The sequence below is a fragment of the Streptantibioticus rubrisoli genome (genome assembly GCF_024436055.1).
Lineage (GTDB): Bacteria > Actinomycetota > Actinomycetes > Streptomycetales > Streptomycetaceae > Streptantibioticus_A > Streptantibioticus_A rubrisoli.
This window is the reverse complement of record NZ_JANFNH010000041.1, coordinates 1-13,978: the sequence shown is the minus strand read 5'-3', so window position 1 is coordinate 13,978 and position 13,978 is coordinate 1. Positions and strand designations below refer to the sequence as shown.

At 70.1% G+C, this 13,978-nt stretch carries 16 protein-coding genes; 8 read left to right on the top strand and 8 right to left on the bottom strand.

All coding sequences use genetic code 11. From position 1 onward, the window contains the following. Positions 1-21: 21 nt before the first annotated feature. A complete protein-coding gene (locus tag NON19_RS25905) occupies positions 22-468 on the top strand; it encodes a DUF2550 domain-containing protein (RefSeq protein WP_255931490.1) in 447 nt (148 codons plus the stop codon). 146 nt (positions 469-614) lie between these two features. Here the strand turns inward: NON19_RS25905 and NON19_RS25900 are convergent, their stop codons facing one another. Then, the gene (locus NON19_RS25900; protein WP_255931489.1) at positions 615-1,187 is read right to left on the bottom strand and encodes a cob(I)yrinic acid a,c-diamide adenosyltransferase; all 573 of its coding nucleotides are present in this window, start codon (positions 1,185-1,187) and stop codon (positions 615-617) included. A gap of 76 nt (positions 1,188-1,263) precedes the next feature. On the opposite strand from NON19_RS25900, the gene NON19_RS25895 reads away from it, so the two are divergent. Beyond that, positions 1,264-1,812, top strand: a complete 549-nt coding sequence (locus NON19_RS25895) for a Uma2 family endonuclease (protein WP_255931488.1) — start codon at positions 1,264-1,266, stop codon at positions 1,810-1,812. Between the two features lie 2 nt (positions 1,813-1,814). On the opposite strand, the gene NON19_RS25890 is transcribed toward NON19_RS25895, so the two are convergent. Next, a complete protein-coding gene (locus NON19_RS25890; protein ID WP_255931487.1) occupies positions 1,815-2,570 on the bottom strand; it encodes an ABC transporter permease in 756 nt (251 codons plus the stop codon). Between the two features lie 9 nt (positions 2,571-2,579). Next, on the bottom strand, positions 2,580-3,362 hold the full coding sequence (locus tag NON19_RS25885; RefSeq protein ID WP_255931486.1) for an ABC transporter ATP-binding protein: 783 nt from the start codon (positions 3,360-3,362) through the stop codon (positions 2,580-2,582). Positions 3,363-3,441: 79 nt separating this feature from the next. On the opposite strand from NON19_RS25885, the gene NON19_RS25880 reads away from it, so the two are divergent. The 4 genes from NON19_RS25880 (at position 3,442) to NON19_RS25865 (ending at position 8,194) form a co-directional block, all read left to right on the top strand. Then, positions 3,442-4,083: a TetR/AcrR family transcriptional regulator gene (locus tag NON19_RS25880; RefSeq protein ID WP_255931485.1), complete on the top strand. Its 642-nt coding sequence runs from the start codon at positions 3,442-3,444 to the stop codon at positions 4,081-4,083. 81 nt (positions 4,084-4,164) lie between these two features. Then, positions 4,165-5,013 carry a 3-hydroxyacyl-CoA dehydrogenase family protein gene (locus tag NON19_RS25875; protein WP_255931484.1) on the top strand — a complete coding sequence of 283 codons (849 nt, stop codon included), beginning with the start codon at positions 4,165-4,167 and terminating at the stop codon, positions 5,011-5,013. A 189-nt stretch (positions 5,014-5,202) separates the two neighbouring features. Further along, positions 5,203-5,526, top strand: a complete 324-nt coding sequence (locus tag NON19_RS25870; protein WP_255931483.1) for an STAS domain-containing protein — start codon at positions 5,203-5,205, stop codon at positions 5,524-5,526. 184 nt (positions 5,527-5,710) lie between these two features. Further along, positions 5,711-8,194 carry a P-loop NTPase family protein gene (locus NON19_RS25865; protein ID WP_255931482.1) on the top strand — a complete coding sequence of 828 codons (2,484 nt, stop codon included), beginning with the start codon at positions 5,711-5,713 and terminating at the stop codon, positions 8,192-8,194. 130 nt (positions 8,195-8,324) lie between these two features. Here the strand turns inward: NON19_RS25865 and nucS are convergent, their stop codons facing one another. After that, positions 8,325-8,984 carry an endonuclease NucS gene (gene nucS / locus NON19_RS25860; RefSeq protein ID WP_255931481.1) on the bottom strand — a complete coding sequence of 220 codons (660 nt, stop codon included), beginning with the start codon at positions 8,982-8,984 and terminating at the stop codon, positions 8,325-8,327. A 290-nt stretch (positions 8,985-9,274) separates the two neighbouring features. On the opposite strand from nucS, the gene NON19_RS25855 reads away from it, so the two are divergent. Further along, complete coding sequence (locus tag NON19_RS25855) at positions 9,275-9,667, top strand: SCO5389 family protein (protein ID WP_255931480.1); 393 nt, start codon at positions 9,275-9,277, stop codon at positions 9,665-9,667. A 35-nt stretch (positions 9,668-9,702) separates the two neighbouring features. Here the strand turns inward: NON19_RS25855 and NON19_RS25850 are convergent, their stop codons facing one another. Next, positions 9,703-10,728 carry an LLM class flavin-dependent oxidoreductase gene (locus NON19_RS25850; RefSeq protein ID WP_255931479.1) on the bottom strand — a complete coding sequence of 342 codons (1,026 nt, stop codon included), beginning with the start codon at positions 10,726-10,728 and terminating at the stop codon, positions 9,703-9,705. A gap of 206 nt (positions 10,729-10,934) precedes the next feature. On the opposite strand from NON19_RS25850, the gene NON19_RS25845 reads away from it, so the two are divergent. After that, a complete protein-coding gene (locus NON19_RS25845; RefSeq protein WP_255931478.1) occupies positions 10,935-11,249 on the top strand; it encodes an Rv1322 family protein in 315 nt (104 codons plus the stop codon). Positions 11,250-11,338: 89 nt separating this feature from the next. On the opposite strand, the gene NON19_RS25840 is transcribed toward NON19_RS25845, so the two are convergent. Genes NON19_RS25840 through NON19_RS25830 form a run of 3 tightly spaced genes read right to left on the bottom strand, consistent with a single transcriptional unit; the run spans position 11,339 to position 13,920 of the window. Further along, the gene (locus NON19_RS25840) at positions 11,339-12,151 is read right to left on the bottom strand and encodes a hypothetical protein (RefSeq protein ID WP_255931477.1); all 813 of its coding nucleotides are present in this window, start codon (positions 12,149-12,151) and stop codon (positions 11,339-11,341) included. A gap of 18 nt (positions 12,152-12,169) precedes the next feature. Beyond that, positions 12,170-12,940 carry an ABC-2 transporter permease gene (locus tag NON19_RS25835; protein WP_255931476.1) on the bottom strand — a complete coding sequence of 257 codons (771 nt, stop codon included), beginning with the start codon at positions 12,938-12,940 and terminating at the stop codon, positions 12,170-12,172. A gap of 2 nt (positions 12,941-12,942) precedes the next feature. Beyond that, entirely contained in the window at positions 12,943-13,920 is a 978-nt protein-coding gene (locus NON19_RS25830) for an ABC transporter ATP-binding protein (protein ID WP_255931475.1), read from the bottom strand. Between the last annotated feature and the right edge of the window lie 58 nt (positions 13,921-13,978).

The following is a 13,978-nucleotide window of genomic DNA, read 5'->3' as shown; positions in this document are numbered from 1 at the left end:
AAGGCGAGGAGGTCAGTCAGCGTGGTCCTCGCCTTGCAGTTGTTCGGACTGGCCGTCGCGGTGGCCGCGGTCGGCCTTTTCGTCTTCGGACTTCGCCGCAGGCTGATCCAGCGGCCGGGCGGCACCTTCGACTGCAGTCTGCGGGCCGCCGAGGAGACGGCCGTCGAGCCGACCGGCAAGGGCTGGGTGTACGGCGTGGCCCGGTACAGCGGTGACCGGGTCGAGTGGTTCCGGGTCTTCTCCTACGCCCCGCGGCCGCGTCGCGTTCTGGAACGCTCCGCGATCGAGGTCATCCAGCGACGCACCCCGCAGGGCGAGGAGGAGCTGGCGCTGCTCTCCGACGCGGTGGTGCTGGTCTGTACGCATCGAGGCGCGCGCCTCGAACTCGCGATGAGCGAGGACGCCCTCACGGGCTTCCTGGCCTGGCTGGAGGCCGCGCCTCCGGGCCAGCGGGTCAACGTGGCCTGATAGACCGGGCGAAGTCAGCCACGGTCGGCAGCGCCCCGAAGGGGCGCGGGGCTGTGTTCATGTGCGGCACCGTCGCGTGGGCGCGACCAGCCACGATGATTCCGCAGATGAGCGACGGCACATTCCCCGCACTGCCAGCGGAGCGCTCAGCGGTTCTCGCCTGGAACCCACAACACGTCGCCACGTTCCTTGTTCGCGGTGCGGGCCAGGATGAACAGCAGGTCCGAGAGGCGGTTGAGGTACTTCGCCGTCAGCGGGTTCATCGTTTCGCCGTGTGACTCCAGTGCGGCCCAGGTGGTGCGTTCGGCGCGGCGCACGATTGTGCAGGCCTGGTGGAGCAGGGCGGCGCCCGGGGTGCCGCCGGGGAGGATGAAGCTGCGGAGCTTCTCCAGGTCGGCGAGGAAGCGGTCGCAGTCCGCCTCCAACTTGTCGATGTAACCCTGTTCGACGCGCAACGGCGGGTACTTGGGGTTCTCCACGACCGGGGTCGCGAGGTCCGCGCCCACGTCGAACAGATCGTTCTGCACCCGGACCAGGACCTTGGTGACCTCGTCCGGCAGTGCGCCGAGCGCGATCGCCACGCCGATCGCGGCGTTCGCCTCGTTGGCGTCGGCGTACGCCGCGATCCGCGGGTCGGTCTTGGGCGCCCGGCTCATGTCCCCGAGGGCGGTGCTGCCGTCATCACCCGTCCGGGTGTAGATACGCGTGAGGTGAACCATGGGGTCAGGCTATCTGTCAGCCTCGGGCTGAGGGGCCGTGGCTACGATGGGGAGGCGAGGAGGTGCCATGACGGTGATGGAACTGGGCAGCACCCACGACGTGGTACGCCTGCTGGAGAAGATTCCCGAGCTCGACGGCTACAAGATCGAGCTCATCGACGGGAACATCGTGATGCAGGCATCGGCGCCTCCGATTCACAACTTCATCCAGTCCCACGTGACGGCCGCGTTCGTCACGCGCGGCTGGTGGTCCATGACCGAGCAGGCGCTCATGTCGCCGCGACCCGGCTTCGAGCCCAAACCGGACGTGGTGGTCACCGCCATGGGGAAGGCCGACGACAACGCCAATCCCCTGCCCGCCGACCGTGTGGAACTGGTCGTCGAGATCGTGTCGACCGACAAGGGTCCCGACTACTTCAAGAAGCGCCTGTGGTACGCCGCCAGTGACATTCCGCTCTACCTGCTGATCGACCCCAACGACGGCTCCTGCGAACTCCACTCCGAACCCCGTGGCGGCACCTACCGGACCATCCACCAAAGCCAGTTCGGCGAGCCCATCCCGCTTCCCGCGCCCTTTGACTTCGTGCTCGACACCTCGGCCTTCAAGCTCTACCCCCCGCGCTAGCCCTACGCCCCCGCTCGGCGGAACAGGCGCGTCCCCGTGGCCACGGAGGCCAGCAGCAACGCTGCCGTCACCAGGACCCCGTACAGCATCGCCGTGCCGCCGTAGTCGCCGACGAAGGCGGCGCGGACCGCGTCGACCAGGTAGCGGAACGGCATGAAGTGCGAGAGCACGTTCAACCAGCCGGGCGCGAGGGACATCGGCAGCATCAGGCCGGACAGCAGCATCGCGGGCATGTTGACCGCGTTGACCAGCGGGCCGAACGACTGCGGGGTGGACACCCGCAGCGCCAGCGCGTACGACAGCGAGGCGAGCGAGACCGTCATCGCGGCGACGAACCCGAAGCCGATCAGGATGCCGGGCAGCGGTGCGCGCAGCCCCATGGCCAGCGCGACGAGGATCACCAGCACGGCCTGGAAGACGAACAGCGCCGCGTCCCGCAGCACCCTGCCCAGCAGCAGCGCGAGCCTGCTGACCGGGGTGACCCGCATCCGCTCCACGACGCCGTGCTGCTTCTCGATGATGATGGCGAAACCGCAGAACGCGGCGCCGAACAGCCCGAGTTGGAGCAGCAGCCCGGGCACCAGTACCTGCCAGGAGCTGCCGCGGGAGGCAAGCGGCATAGCGGTCAGAAGCGGTCCGTAGAACAACAGATAGAGCACCGGCATCAGGGCGCCGAAGAAGATCTGCATCTTCGAGCGCAGCGTCTGCCGCGCGTAGCGCCCGAAGACCAGCGCGGTGTCGGAGACGAGAGTGGTCAACGTGGGCTCCTAGACGGCGATGGGGGTAGTGTCCTGCGGCGCGACCCCGCGCCCGGTGATGGCGAGGAAGGTGTCCTGCAAGCTCGCGTCGGGTGAGCCCGCGTACCGCGTCTTGAGGGCGGTCGGGGTGCCCTCCGCGACGACCCGGCCCTGGTCGACGACGACCAGGCGGTCGGAGAGCGCGTCGGCCTCGTCCAGGTAGTGCGTGGTGAGGAAGACGGTGGTGCCCCACTGCGCGCGGATCCGCCGGACCAGGTCCCACAGGTCGGAGCGGCTGCCCGGGTCGAGTCCGGTGGTCGGCTCGTCCAGGAAGAGCACCGCGGGCCGGTGGGTGAGGCCCATGGCGATGTCCAACCGCCGCCGCTGCCCGCCGGACAGCGCCGCGCACTTGCGCTCCAGGAGTCCGGTCAAGTTCAGCTCGTGGGCCAACTCCTCGGCGCGCGCCTCGGCTTCGGCCTTGGACAGCCGGTAGAGCCGCCCCTGGGTGACCAGTTCCTCCCGTACGCGGATGCTCGGGTCGACGCCGCCGGACTGGGCGACGTACCCGGTCTGCCGCCGCACCCCGACCGGGTCGCGGAGCAGGTCGCAGCCCGCCACGGTGGCGGCTCCGCCGGTCGGTGCGAGCAGCGTGGTGAGCATCCGCAAGGTGGTGGTCTTCCCGGCGCCGTTGGGGCCGAGGAAGCCGAGGATCTCGCCCGCTTCCACGGTGAGGTCGATGCCGCGTACCGCGTGGACCGGGCCGCGTTTGGTGTCGAAGGTCCGGGCGAGCCCGGCCGTGCTGATGACTGCCATGGTGCAAGAAAACCAGGGACGCTTAAATTTTGCAACGGCTCCAAAATTTAAGAGAGGTCAGCGAAGCTAGGATGGGTGCATGGCGGAAGAGGGGCTCAGGGAGCGGAAGAAGCGGCAGACCCGGCAGAACATCTCGGACATCGCGACCGGGCTGTTCCTGGAGCGCGGGTTCGACGCGGTGACCATCGCGGAGATCGCCGCCGCGGCCGATGTCTCCGTCAACACCGTCTACAACTACTTCCCCGCGAAGGAGGACCTCTTCTTCGACCGGAGCAAGGGCGTCATCGACCGTCTCCCCCGGTATGTGCGGGGCCGCGACAGGGGGGAGTCGGCCGCCGCGGCCGTACTGCGCGAACTGCGCGGACAGGTGGAGGAAGTGTCGCCGTCGGTCGGGCTGTTCGACGGATATGACCGCTTCATGCGCGTCATCGAGGGCTCGCACGCCCTCAAGGCGCGCCTGTGGTACCTGCAACAGGAGGTCATCGAAGCCGCCGAGCGGGCCCTGCGCGAGGAGACGGCGGCCGATGCCGGGGATCCGCTGCCGCTCCTCGTCGGCTCCCAACTGGCCTGGCTGCAGGCCACCTTGATGGCATACGTCGGCCGCCAGATGGTGGCGGGCCGCAAGCCCGCCGAGGTCTCCCGGGAGGCGCTCGCCCTGCTGGACGAGATGGAGGACCTGCTGGGCGAGCGGGTCCTCAACTATGCGGTGAAGAACACATAGTGACGCGAGCCTCTTCATACTGCGCGCAGTGGTGAACGGGCGTTAAGGTCCGCCCAAAGACGTCAAATAGAGGGGTGTGTCGTGGCGAAGAAGCTCGCCGTCATCGGGGCCGGTCTGATGGGCTCCGGCATCGCACAGGTATCCGCCCAGGCGGGCTACGAGGTCATCCTGCGCGATGTCACCGACGAGGCGCTGGCCCGTGGCAAGGGCGGGATCCAGGCGTCGTACGAGAAGTTCGTCACCAAGGGCAAGCTCGCCGCCGAGGACGCCGAGGCCGCACTCGCCCGTATCACCACGACCACCGACCTCGACGCCGCCGCCGACGCGGACATCGTGGTGGAGGCGGTCTTCGAGAAGATCGAGGTCAAGCAGGAGATCTTCCGCGCCCTCGACAAGCTGGTGGGCGAGGAGGCGGTGCTCGCCTCCAACACCTCCGCCATTCCGATCACCAAGATCGCCGCGGTGACCGAGCGGCCGGAGCGCGTGGTCGGTACGCACTTCTTCTCGCCGGTGCCGATGATGCAGCTGTGTGAACTGGTGCGCGGCTACAAGACCAGCGACGAGACGCTGGCCCGCGCCCGGGCCTTCGCCGAGGAGGTCGGCAAGACCTGCATCGTCGTCAACCGCGATGTCGCGGGCTTCGTCACCACCCGGCTGATCTCCGCCCTGGTGGTCGAGGCCGTCAAGCTCTACGAGTCCGGCGTCGCCTCCGCCGAGGACATCGACACCGCCTGCAAGCTCGGGTTCGGCCACGCCATGGGACCGCTGGCCACCACCGACCTGACCGGTGTCGACATCCTGCTGCACGCCACCGGCAACATCTACACCGAGTCCCAGGACGAGAAGTTCGCCCCGCCGGAGCTGATGCGGCGCATGGTTGACGCTGGTGACATCGGCCGAAAGAGCGGCCAGGGCTTCTACCGTTACTGAAGCGGCGAACGGCGCGTCAGTACCAGCGCCGACAACCGCGCTGGTACTCACGCCTTCACCCCGACGAGTGAATTCGGTATCGGTTCGCTCACGGACGGCAACCCTCGGATGCGACGAATCGTCAGTTGCGGTGAGACTGGAGAGACGATCGGTACGGACAACGGGGATCCACACACCTTGGGAGCGCGCATGCACATCAGGGGCGACCATGCCCAGCTCAGCGTCGGGGGCCGCCTCGATGTCCGGAGCGCGGCGGACGCCCGTACCGTCCTGCATTCCGCTGTCGACTCCGGCCACGGGGACCTGGTGCTGGATCTGACCGAACTGGACTCGTGGGACGCCACGGGCCTTGGCGTGATCATGGGCGCGCACCGGCGCGCCGGACGGGCCAATCGACGGCTGGTGCTGCGGGGTGTGCCCCCGCAGATGGAACGGCTGCTGGTGGCGACCAGGCTGCACCGGATCCTCACCATCGAGCGCGGTGTCACGGCGGACCCGTCGCCACGCTCCTAGCGCCGGGGGCCGGTTCCGCTGATGCCGACCGGGGGTGTCACGGTCTGGGGGAGAACACAGTAGGGTTCGGTCCCGGCGTGCCGTCCGGCACGCCGTCGCAAGGCAACCGGGCCGGTCCCATGTTCGGGCGTACGGGCTTCCGGTACGACATCCCGTACGCGAGTCGCTATGGGGGGCGGAGACGATGGAACCACACAACCGTGGCCCCGAGGACCACGAGGCATCCGGTACGCCGGGACCACCGGTGACGGGTAGTGAGGACACCCTGTCGACCCGGCGCCCGCCGCGCACCCCGCTCGGCGAAGCGGCCACCGGCGGCCAGACCGCCGCGCGGGTCGTCCAGGTGGTGGCGGGGGAGTACCTGCTGACCGTCAACCCGATAGACGGCAGCGAGGTCGTCCTCTGCCCGCCCGACCGGATACCCGCGGCCGCTCGCCGAACCCCGGAGGAGCGGGCGGCCCGAGATCTGCCCCATAGCCTCAAGGGCATGGGAGGTACCCCCTCCGCGCGTCCGGTGGCCACCGCCGGTACGCCGGTGCCCGAACGGCCGTTGCTGGAGCGGTCGGAGGAGATCGAGCGGCTGGTACGGCTGCTCGGCCGGGGCCGCTCGGTACGGGTCACCGGACCCTCCGGTTCCGGGCGCACCGCGCTGCTGGCCGTGACAGCCGACCGGTGCGTGGGCCTCGCGCCCGACGGCGTCATACGGCTGTCCGGCTACCGGCGCACCCCCGCCGACCTGCTGTACGACCTCTACACCGCGGTCTACCGTGCGGACGGCCACCGTCCGGACCGGCCGCGGCTGCGGGAGCTGGTGGCCGATGTCGGCGCCGTCGTCGTCCTGGACGACATCGAGTTCGGCGGCGCGGCGCTGGAGGAGTTCCTCGCCTCGGCTCCCGAATGCGCCTTCCTGATCTCCGCCACCCCCGAGGTGGCCGCCCCCTCGCCCGACTCGCACCTCGAAGAGGTCTTCCTGTCCGGCCTGTCCAAGGCCGCCTGCGCGGAACTGCTGGAGCGGGCCGTCGAGCGTCCGCTCACCGACGAGGAGACAGCCTGGTCGGCGGACCTGTGGTTCGAGTCCGAGGGCCTGCCGCTGCGCTTCGTCCAGGCCGCCGCCCTGCTGCGGCACCGCGAGGTGGCGCTACAGCCCGCGACGGAGGACGCCGAGCGGTCCGCGGAACGGGTGGATGACAACCCGTTCGACCCCAACGCGATATCCGGCCGTACCGCGCTGCCGTCGCTGGCGGAGAGCGCCGCCCCGGCCCAGCTACTCGCCTCCCGGCTGAGCGAGAACGCCGCCGAGGCGCTCGCCTTCGCCATCGCGCTCGGCGGCGAGTGCCCGCACCAGTCGCACCTGCCCGCGCTGGTCGGGGACACGCACGCCGACGCGGCGCTCGCCGAACTCGTCGAGGCCGGGCTGGCCACCCCGGTCGGCTCGCACTTCCGGCTGGCCGCCGGGGTGCTCCAGCAGCTCACCGCCGGAGGCGACGCCGGGCAGCGGGAACGCTCCCAGGCGCCCGCACAGCACTACGCGTGGTGGGCGGGGCATCCGTCGGTCGACGCGGAACGGGTCGCCGCCGAGGCGGACGCGATCCTCGCCGCGATGTCCGCCAGCCGCGACGGCGGCCACCCCAGCGCGGCGGTGCTGCTGGCGCACACCGCGGCACCGGCGTTCGCCGCCGCGTTGAACTGGAGCGCGTGGGAGCGCGCGCTGCGGATCGGGCAGGAGGCCGCGCGGCTCGCCGGTGAGGTGGGCGAAGAGGCCTATTTCCACCATGAGTTGGGCGTACTCGCGCTGTGCACCGGCAATCTGGAGCGGGCCCGCACCGAGTTGGAGGCGTCCATCGGGATGCGCGGTGTGCTGGCCGATCGGCAGGGCACCATCGTCGGGCGGCGCACCCTCGCGCTGGTCACCGACCGGGCGGCCGGGCCGTCACCGGTGCGCACCCAGTCCGCGGAGGAGATCCCGGTCTCCCGTAGTGAGGCGTCGCCGTCTCCGCTGACCCTTCGGCCGCTGTCCGCGCTGGAACAGACGGCGCCGACCGTGGTGACCCCGAGGGCCGTCGCCGCCGAGGAGGCGCCGGGCCGCCGCCGGTTCGGGGCGCTCGCCGGGTCGAAGCGCAACCTCGTCGCCGCGGGGGCGGGGGCGGTGCTGGTCGCCGTGCTCGGGACCGTGGTGACGATCGGTGCGACCTCCGGGCACAATCCGGAGCAGAACGCGCCGATGAATGTCAACACCTCGGAATCGGCCACCCAGGACACCAACAACGACGGTGATCTGCCCGCCGGGCAGCCGTCGACCAGGAGCGGTACCCCACGGCACGCGGCGCCGTCCGGCTCGCCGAGCCACCGTGCGGCCAGGTCGCAGAGCCCGGCACCGGCGGCACCGCCCACCGGGGCGACCTGGCCGGGCGGTACCGGGTCGACGACCTCGCCGACGACGACGCCACCTACCCAGGCGCCGCCGTCATCGCCAACGACATCGCCGACCAAGTCGACCTCGCCATCGCCGAGTTCGTCAGCGACCTCGCCGTCGTCCAAGTCCCCGGTCCCTCCGAGCGGCACGACCACGGCGGCCAGCGGGGCGGCACCCAGCGAGTCGGTCAGCGGGCCAGCTTCCCGCGGCGGTTCAGCGACGCCCAGCGCGACCCGCAGCGGCAGCACCGCGTAACAGAGTTGGGGATGTGCGGCGAAGCCGCCCAAAGAAACCCAAGGGAAGACGAACCCCCGGAGCGTTTGGCACCGGGGGTTCGGGGAGCGGAGCTCCCAAGTGCAGGGCGAGGGCGCGTTGCCCCGAAGCCCTAGAAAAGGCGTAGCTTGTCGTCCTCGATGCCGCGCAGGCCGTCGTAGTCCAGGACCGCGCAGGAGATGCCACGGTCCGTGGCCAGTACGCGGGCCTGCGGCTTGATCTCCTGGGCGGCGAAGACGCCCTTCACCGGGGCCAGGTGCGGATCGCGGTTGAGTAGTTCCAGATAGCGCGTGAGCTGTTCAACACCGTCGATCTCGCCGCGCCGTTTGATCTCCACCGCGACCGTACCGCCGTCGGCGTCCCGGCACAGGATGTCCACCGGGCCGATGGCCGTGGGGTATTCGCGTCGAATGAGCGTCCAGCCCGCACCGAGGGTCTCGATGCGGTCGGCGAGGAGCTCCTGGAGGTGTGCCTCCACACCGTCCTTGATCAGACCGGGGTCGACGCCCAGTTCGTGGGAGGAGTCGTGCAGCACCTCCTCCAAGGTGATGATGAGCTTCTCCCCCGCCTTGTTGACCACCGTCCACACACCGTCCCCCTCCTTGAGGGTGCACGGCGGCGACATCCAGTTGAGGGGTTTGTAGGCGCGGTCATCCGCATGGATCGACACACTGCCATCGGCCTTTATCAGGAGAAGTCGCGGCGCCGACGGCAGATGGGCGGTGAGCCGACCCGCGTAGTCCACGGAGCAACGAGCAATGACGAGACGCACGGTCCGCAACGCTACTCGAACCTGCCCCCGCCGCGCATTCTGATCTTGGCTGTCCCGGAACCCGTACCCCTACCTGTGCTGGATCCGCGCCGGTCGCGCGACAGGAGGCGCATTCGGGGACAGGGCGGGCAACCGAGGTTGGCTGGTTGTGGGCGCAAGCTTCTGGTGCGGCAGTACCGATCCCCATACCGTGGGTAGCGGGAGTCCGCCGTGCGGGAGATATTTCGGTGGCTTCCCTCCGACATCCGTTAGGCCCCGTGCGCCGCGCGGGGTCGCGAGAGGAGAACCCCATGTCGCTCGACGTCTCACCGGCCCTCCTCGAACAGGCCGAGCGAGGCGAGGTTGACGAAGCGGAATTCGTCGACTGCGTCCGGACCTCCCTGCCGTACGCATGGGAGCTGATCAGCTCACTGGTGGCCGAACTGAAGGTGGACGGTGGAGAGTTCGCCGACAACCAGGTCCCGCCGCCGGACGAGCAGGCGCGCGGCCAGTTGCTGCGCGCACTCGCCAGCGACGCCATACGCGGCGCTCTGCAGCGGCACTTCGGGGTCCGGCTCGCATTCCAGAACTGCCATCGGGTCGCCGTCTTCCCACTCGACTCCTCCGTCGACCCGACGTACGCCCGCTTCACTTCCGTGCGGGCCCAACTGCTCAATCAGTCCCCCGAGTTGAGGGACTGCTGAGCGTACCTACCGACGCCGACTTGGGTCTCCCGCTGCTACGTCAGCAGCGGGAGCACTTCGCTGCCCAACCGCGCCACGTTCAGTTCGGTACCGGTCAGATCGCCGGAGCCCTCGGCGAGCAGCGCGAAGCGGCTGATACCGGTGCGCTCCGCGGTCGCGGCGAGTCGGTCGGCGCACAGCCGGGGGGTGCCCACCGGGTGCAGTCGGCACAGCAACTCGGTGTACGCGTCCGCGTCCCGCATTCGGCGGGGCCGGCCGTCCACCGTCACATGTGCGGCGAGGCCCTGACGCAGCCACTCCGGCATGGCCTTGGTCAGCGTCTCCACGGCGTCCTGTTCGGTGTCCGCCAACTGCACCACTCCGGCGGAGACATGCGCTACCCGGTCCACCTCTTCGGGTGAACGCCCCAGCACCAGCGCGGTGTTGCGCCACAGCGCGGTCATCTCCGCCTTCTCCTCGTCGCCGCAGTGCATGCCGAGCAGCATCGGCAGACCGTGCCGCGCGGCGAGCCGTACGCTCGCCGGTGAGGTGCAGGCGAGCACCACCGGTGGTCCGGGCGAGTCCTCCAACTCGTCGGCGCGGGGCACCACGGGGACCTCACGGAACCGGTAGCGCGCCCCGTCCGCGCCGACCCGTGGCTCGCGCAGCCAGCGCAGCAGCAGGTCGAGCGCCTCGGGGAAGCCCTCCTCGTAGGCGGCCAGGCCGGTACCGAAGACCTCCAGGTCCTGCCAGGGGCCGCCACGCCCGACGCCCAGGGTGAAGCGGCCGCCGGAGGTCAGGTGCAGCAGGGCGGCCTGCTCGCCGAGGGTGACCGGGTGGGCGGTGGGCAGCACGCTGACGGCGGTGCCGACGCCGATCCGGCGAGTACGGCCGAGCAGCATCGCGGCCAGCGTGGCGCCTTGCGGGCACACCCCGTACGGCATGAAGTGGTGCTCGGCCAGCCACACGGCGTCGAGCCCGGCGGCCTCGGCGGCGTCCGCGGTGCGCAGCGTACGGTGCAGCGCTTCGGTGTGGCCCTGGCCCGGGAACTGGGCCGAGAGCGCGAACAGCCCTACGCGCATTGTTGATTCACCTCTCCTCGCCCGGCGAGGCTCCCCATTGGCAATAACGCGCGACACGTGCCGAAGGCACGGGGTGGCGCCGTTATTTCGTGACTGCGTGATTGTCGGACAGGCGTCCACCCCGGAATCCGGCGGTTACCCGAGGGCGAGCGCGCCGCGTACGCTGGTGGTGACCCTTGGCAAGCCACCCGTCCGTGAGGTGTCCCGTGTCGCCGCGCCGAAACCGCCCGTACCGGGCCGACAAGTTCGAACCGCGGCCGGAGGGCGACCGGCACGGCCTGGAGCGGGTGGAGACCTGGCAGGGCGAGGAGTGGGTGATGCGCCCTGTCGCGGGCACCGGCGGCAAGACGTACCGGTGCCCCGGCTGTGACCAGGAGATTCCGCCCGGCGTCGGCCATGTCGTGGCCTGGCCGGAGTACGGGGGAGTGGACGACCGGCGCCACTGGCACCGCTCCTGCTGGGAGGCCAGGGACCGTCGGAGCGCGAAGCTCCTGCGATCCCGGAACGCTCCGCGCCACTAGGCGGGACTCCGCGCGGGTTCCCGGAGTGGGGGTTTCCCTGGGGGCTTCGCTCCCGGGCGTTCCGGCGCTGGGTGCGCGGTCCGTGCTGGTCAGGTGTGGACCTGGTGGGAGAGGAGTTCGGGCTGCGGGAGGGTCCAGCCCTGGGACTTGAAGAGCTGGGTGGCCTGGGTGCGAGCCTGCGGGGTGGCGGCGGCGCGTTGTACCCAGGACTGGGGAGTCGGTCCCAGCAGCTCGTGCAACTGGGGGGAGGCGGCCAGGAGTTCGGTCAGCAGGGTGTGCTGGTCCGTGGTGGGGTGGGGGGTGCGGCCGTCCAGGGCCAGGACGCCGTGGATGTTGGCGTACAGATACGCGACCGGCAGCGGGGTGCCGCTCGCCAGCCGCATGGGGAAACGGTCACAAGTGATCTTCACACGGCGGAAGTTGAGCGCTTCCGAGGCGTCGATCGCCCTGAGCTGATCGGCGTCGAGCCAGGAGGTGACGAGCGTCGATTCCCGCGCGCCGTCCAGATACGGCGAAGCGCTCACGTACCCGTGCACGCTGACGTGCGCGGAGACGCCCACCGCGATGCCGGTGACGCGTACCGGAACCATGGGAACCGTCGCGGTCAGTCCGGTCGAGGTGAGTTTGTGCCGCATCTGGCCGGGGGAGCCGTTGGAGCCGACGGCCATGACCGGAACGCGTTTGCCGGTCGGCGGCAGGTCCAACTCGGTGAGGAACTCATCCAGTTGGCGCCCCGAACCATCGACCTGCCACCCGCCCAGCGGTCCGGCCAGCGGGCGCAGCGGCAGCAGTTTGTCGCGGTGCAGCAGCGCGGGCTCCGACACCCGGCCGCCCGGGTAGCGCAGCGGCTGCTGGGCGGCGATGGCGTCCAGCCCGAGCGCCTCAAGGCTCCGTGTCACCACACCGCCACGGTACCGCGCCTAGGCGTCCCGCTTCCGCAACAGCGCGTAGCCGCCGACCAGTGCGGCGGCCACCCAAGCCACCATGATCAGCAGGCCCAGCCAAGGCCCGTACGGGCGGCCGTCGTTGCGGGTGACCACCATCATGACCTTCTGGCCCGCCTGGTCGGGCAGATAGCGGGCGATCTTCTTGGTGGCACTGACCCCGCCGAGGATGTTGGAGATCAGGAAGAAGAACGGCATCAGGATCGACAACGACAGCAGCGGGCTGCGCAGCATCGCCGCACATCCCATCGCGAACACCGCCATCAACGTCATGTACAGCCCACCGCCGACCACCGCGCGCAGCACGCCGGGGCTGCCGATCCCGGTGCGGTGGCTGCCCAGTACCGCCTGGCCGACGAAGAACGAGACGAACGAGGTGACCTCGCCGACCACCAGGGCCAGCGCGGTGGCGACCGCGATCTTGCCGAACAGGAACCTGCCGCGCTGCGGTACCGCCGCCAGCGAGCTGCGGATCATTCCGGTGGAGTACTCGCTGGACACCACCAGCACCCCGAAGACGATCATCAACAGCTGGCCGATGCGCATGCCCGCGAAGCTGGTGTACGTCGGGTCGAAGGTGATCCGCTCGTTGAGCGGCATCTTGGTGAACTCGTTGTTGGTGAGCAAGGAGATCAGTAGGCCGAGCCCCACCGTGATGACCGCCGCCAGTGACAGTGTCCACCCCGTGGACCGCACTGACCGGATCTTGGTCCACTCCGACCGAACAACCGCCGCCGTCGCCGCCATGGTCACGCTCCCTTGCCCCGCCGCTGTCGCCAGTCCGCACCCCAGGCGGGTTGCTTCTCCTCCGGCAGCGGCTCGCCGTCATGTGCGTGGTACTCCACCGTCTCCGCCGTCAGCCGCATGAACGCCTCCTCCAGCGAGGCGTGTTGCGGTGACAGTTCATGCAGCACGATCCCGTGTTCCGCGGCCAGATCGCCGAGGCGCGCCGCGCCCACGTCGCGGATCTCGAACGCGCCGTCGGCGGAGGACTGCGCGGTGATTCCGGCGGAGTGCAGGGCGTCCCGCAGGGCTTCCGGCTGCGGGGTACGGACGCGTACGAAGGAGCGCGAGTTGCGCGCGATGAACTCGGCCATCGAGGTGTCGGCGAGCAGGCGGCCCTGGCCGATGACCACCAGGTGGTCGGCGGTCAGCGCCATCTCGCTCATCAGATGGCTGGAGACGAAGACGGTGCGGCCCTGGGCCGCCAGGTCCTTCATCAGGTTGCGGATCCAGTGGATGCCCTCGGGGTCGAGGCCGTTGACCGGTTCGTCGAACAGCAGCACCCGCGGGTCGCCGAGCAGGGCGGCGGCGATGCCGAGGCGTTGGCCCATGCCGAGCGAGAAGCCCTTGGTGCGCTTTCTGGCGACCGAGGTCAGGCCGACGGTGTCCAGCACCTGGTGCACCCGCTGGGCCGGGATGCGGTTGGACTGCGCCAGGCAGAGCAGGTGGTGGTACGCGCTACGGCCCGGATGCCAGGGCTCGGCCTCCAGCAGGGCGCCGATGTAGGTGAGGGGGTCGTGCAGGTCGGCGTAGTGCTTGCCGTCGATGCGGACGTCGCCCGCGGTGGGGCGGTCCAGGCCCAGCATCATCCGCATGGTGGTGGACTTGCCGGCGCCGTTGGGTCCGAGGAAGCCGGTGACGATGCCTGGGCGGACGGTGCAGGTGAGGTGGTCTACGGCCACCTTCTCGCCGTAGTGCTTGGTCAAGCCGGTGAGCTCGATCATGCGCTTACGCTACGGGCGCTTTGCCCCTGTCGCACGGCTCCGTGCGCGTGTTTTTCCC

Bases quoted from the DNA above. Each gene is read 5' to 3' on its own strand.
- NON19_RS25855 (WP_255931480.1), top strand. From the start codon at position 9,275: ATGTCGCTCGACGTCTCACCGGCCCTCCTCGAACAGGCCGAGCGAGGC.
- NON19_RS25900 (WP_255931489.1), bottom strand. From the start codon at position 1,187: ATGGTTCACCTCACGCGTATCTACACCCGGACGGGTGATGACGGCAGC.
- NON19_RS25895 (WP_255931488.1), top strand. From the start codon at position 1,264: ATGGAACTGGGCAGCACCCACGACGTGGTACGCCTGCTGGAGAAGATT.
- NON19_RS25830 (WP_255931475.1), bottom strand. From the start codon at position 13,920: ATGATCGAGCTCACCGGCTTGACCAAGCACTACGGCGAGAAGGTGGCC.
- NON19_RS25865 (WP_255931482.1), top strand. From the start codon at position 5,711: ATGGAACCACACAACCGTGGCCCCGAGGACCACGAGGCATCCGGTACG.
- NON19_RS25850 (WP_255931479.1), bottom strand. From the start codon at position 10,728: ATGCGCGTAGGGCTGTTCGCGCTCTCGGCCCAGTTCCCGGGCCAGGGC.
- NON19_RS25870 (WP_255931483.1), top strand. From the start codon at position 5,203: ATGCACATCAGGGGCGACCATGCCCAGCTCAGCGTCGGGGGCCGCCTC.
- NON19_RS25835 (WP_255931476.1), bottom strand. From the start codon at position 12,940: ATGGCGGCGACGGCGGCGGTTGTTCGGTCGGAGTGGACCAAGATCCGG.
- NON19_RS25880 (WP_255931485.1), top strand. From the start codon at position 3,442: ATGGCGGAAGAGGGGCTCAGGGAGCGGAAGAAGCGGCAGACCCGGCAG.
- NON19_RS25885 (WP_255931486.1), bottom strand. From the start codon at position 3,362: ATGGCAGTCATCAGCACGGCCGGGCTCGCCCGGACCTTCGACACCAAA.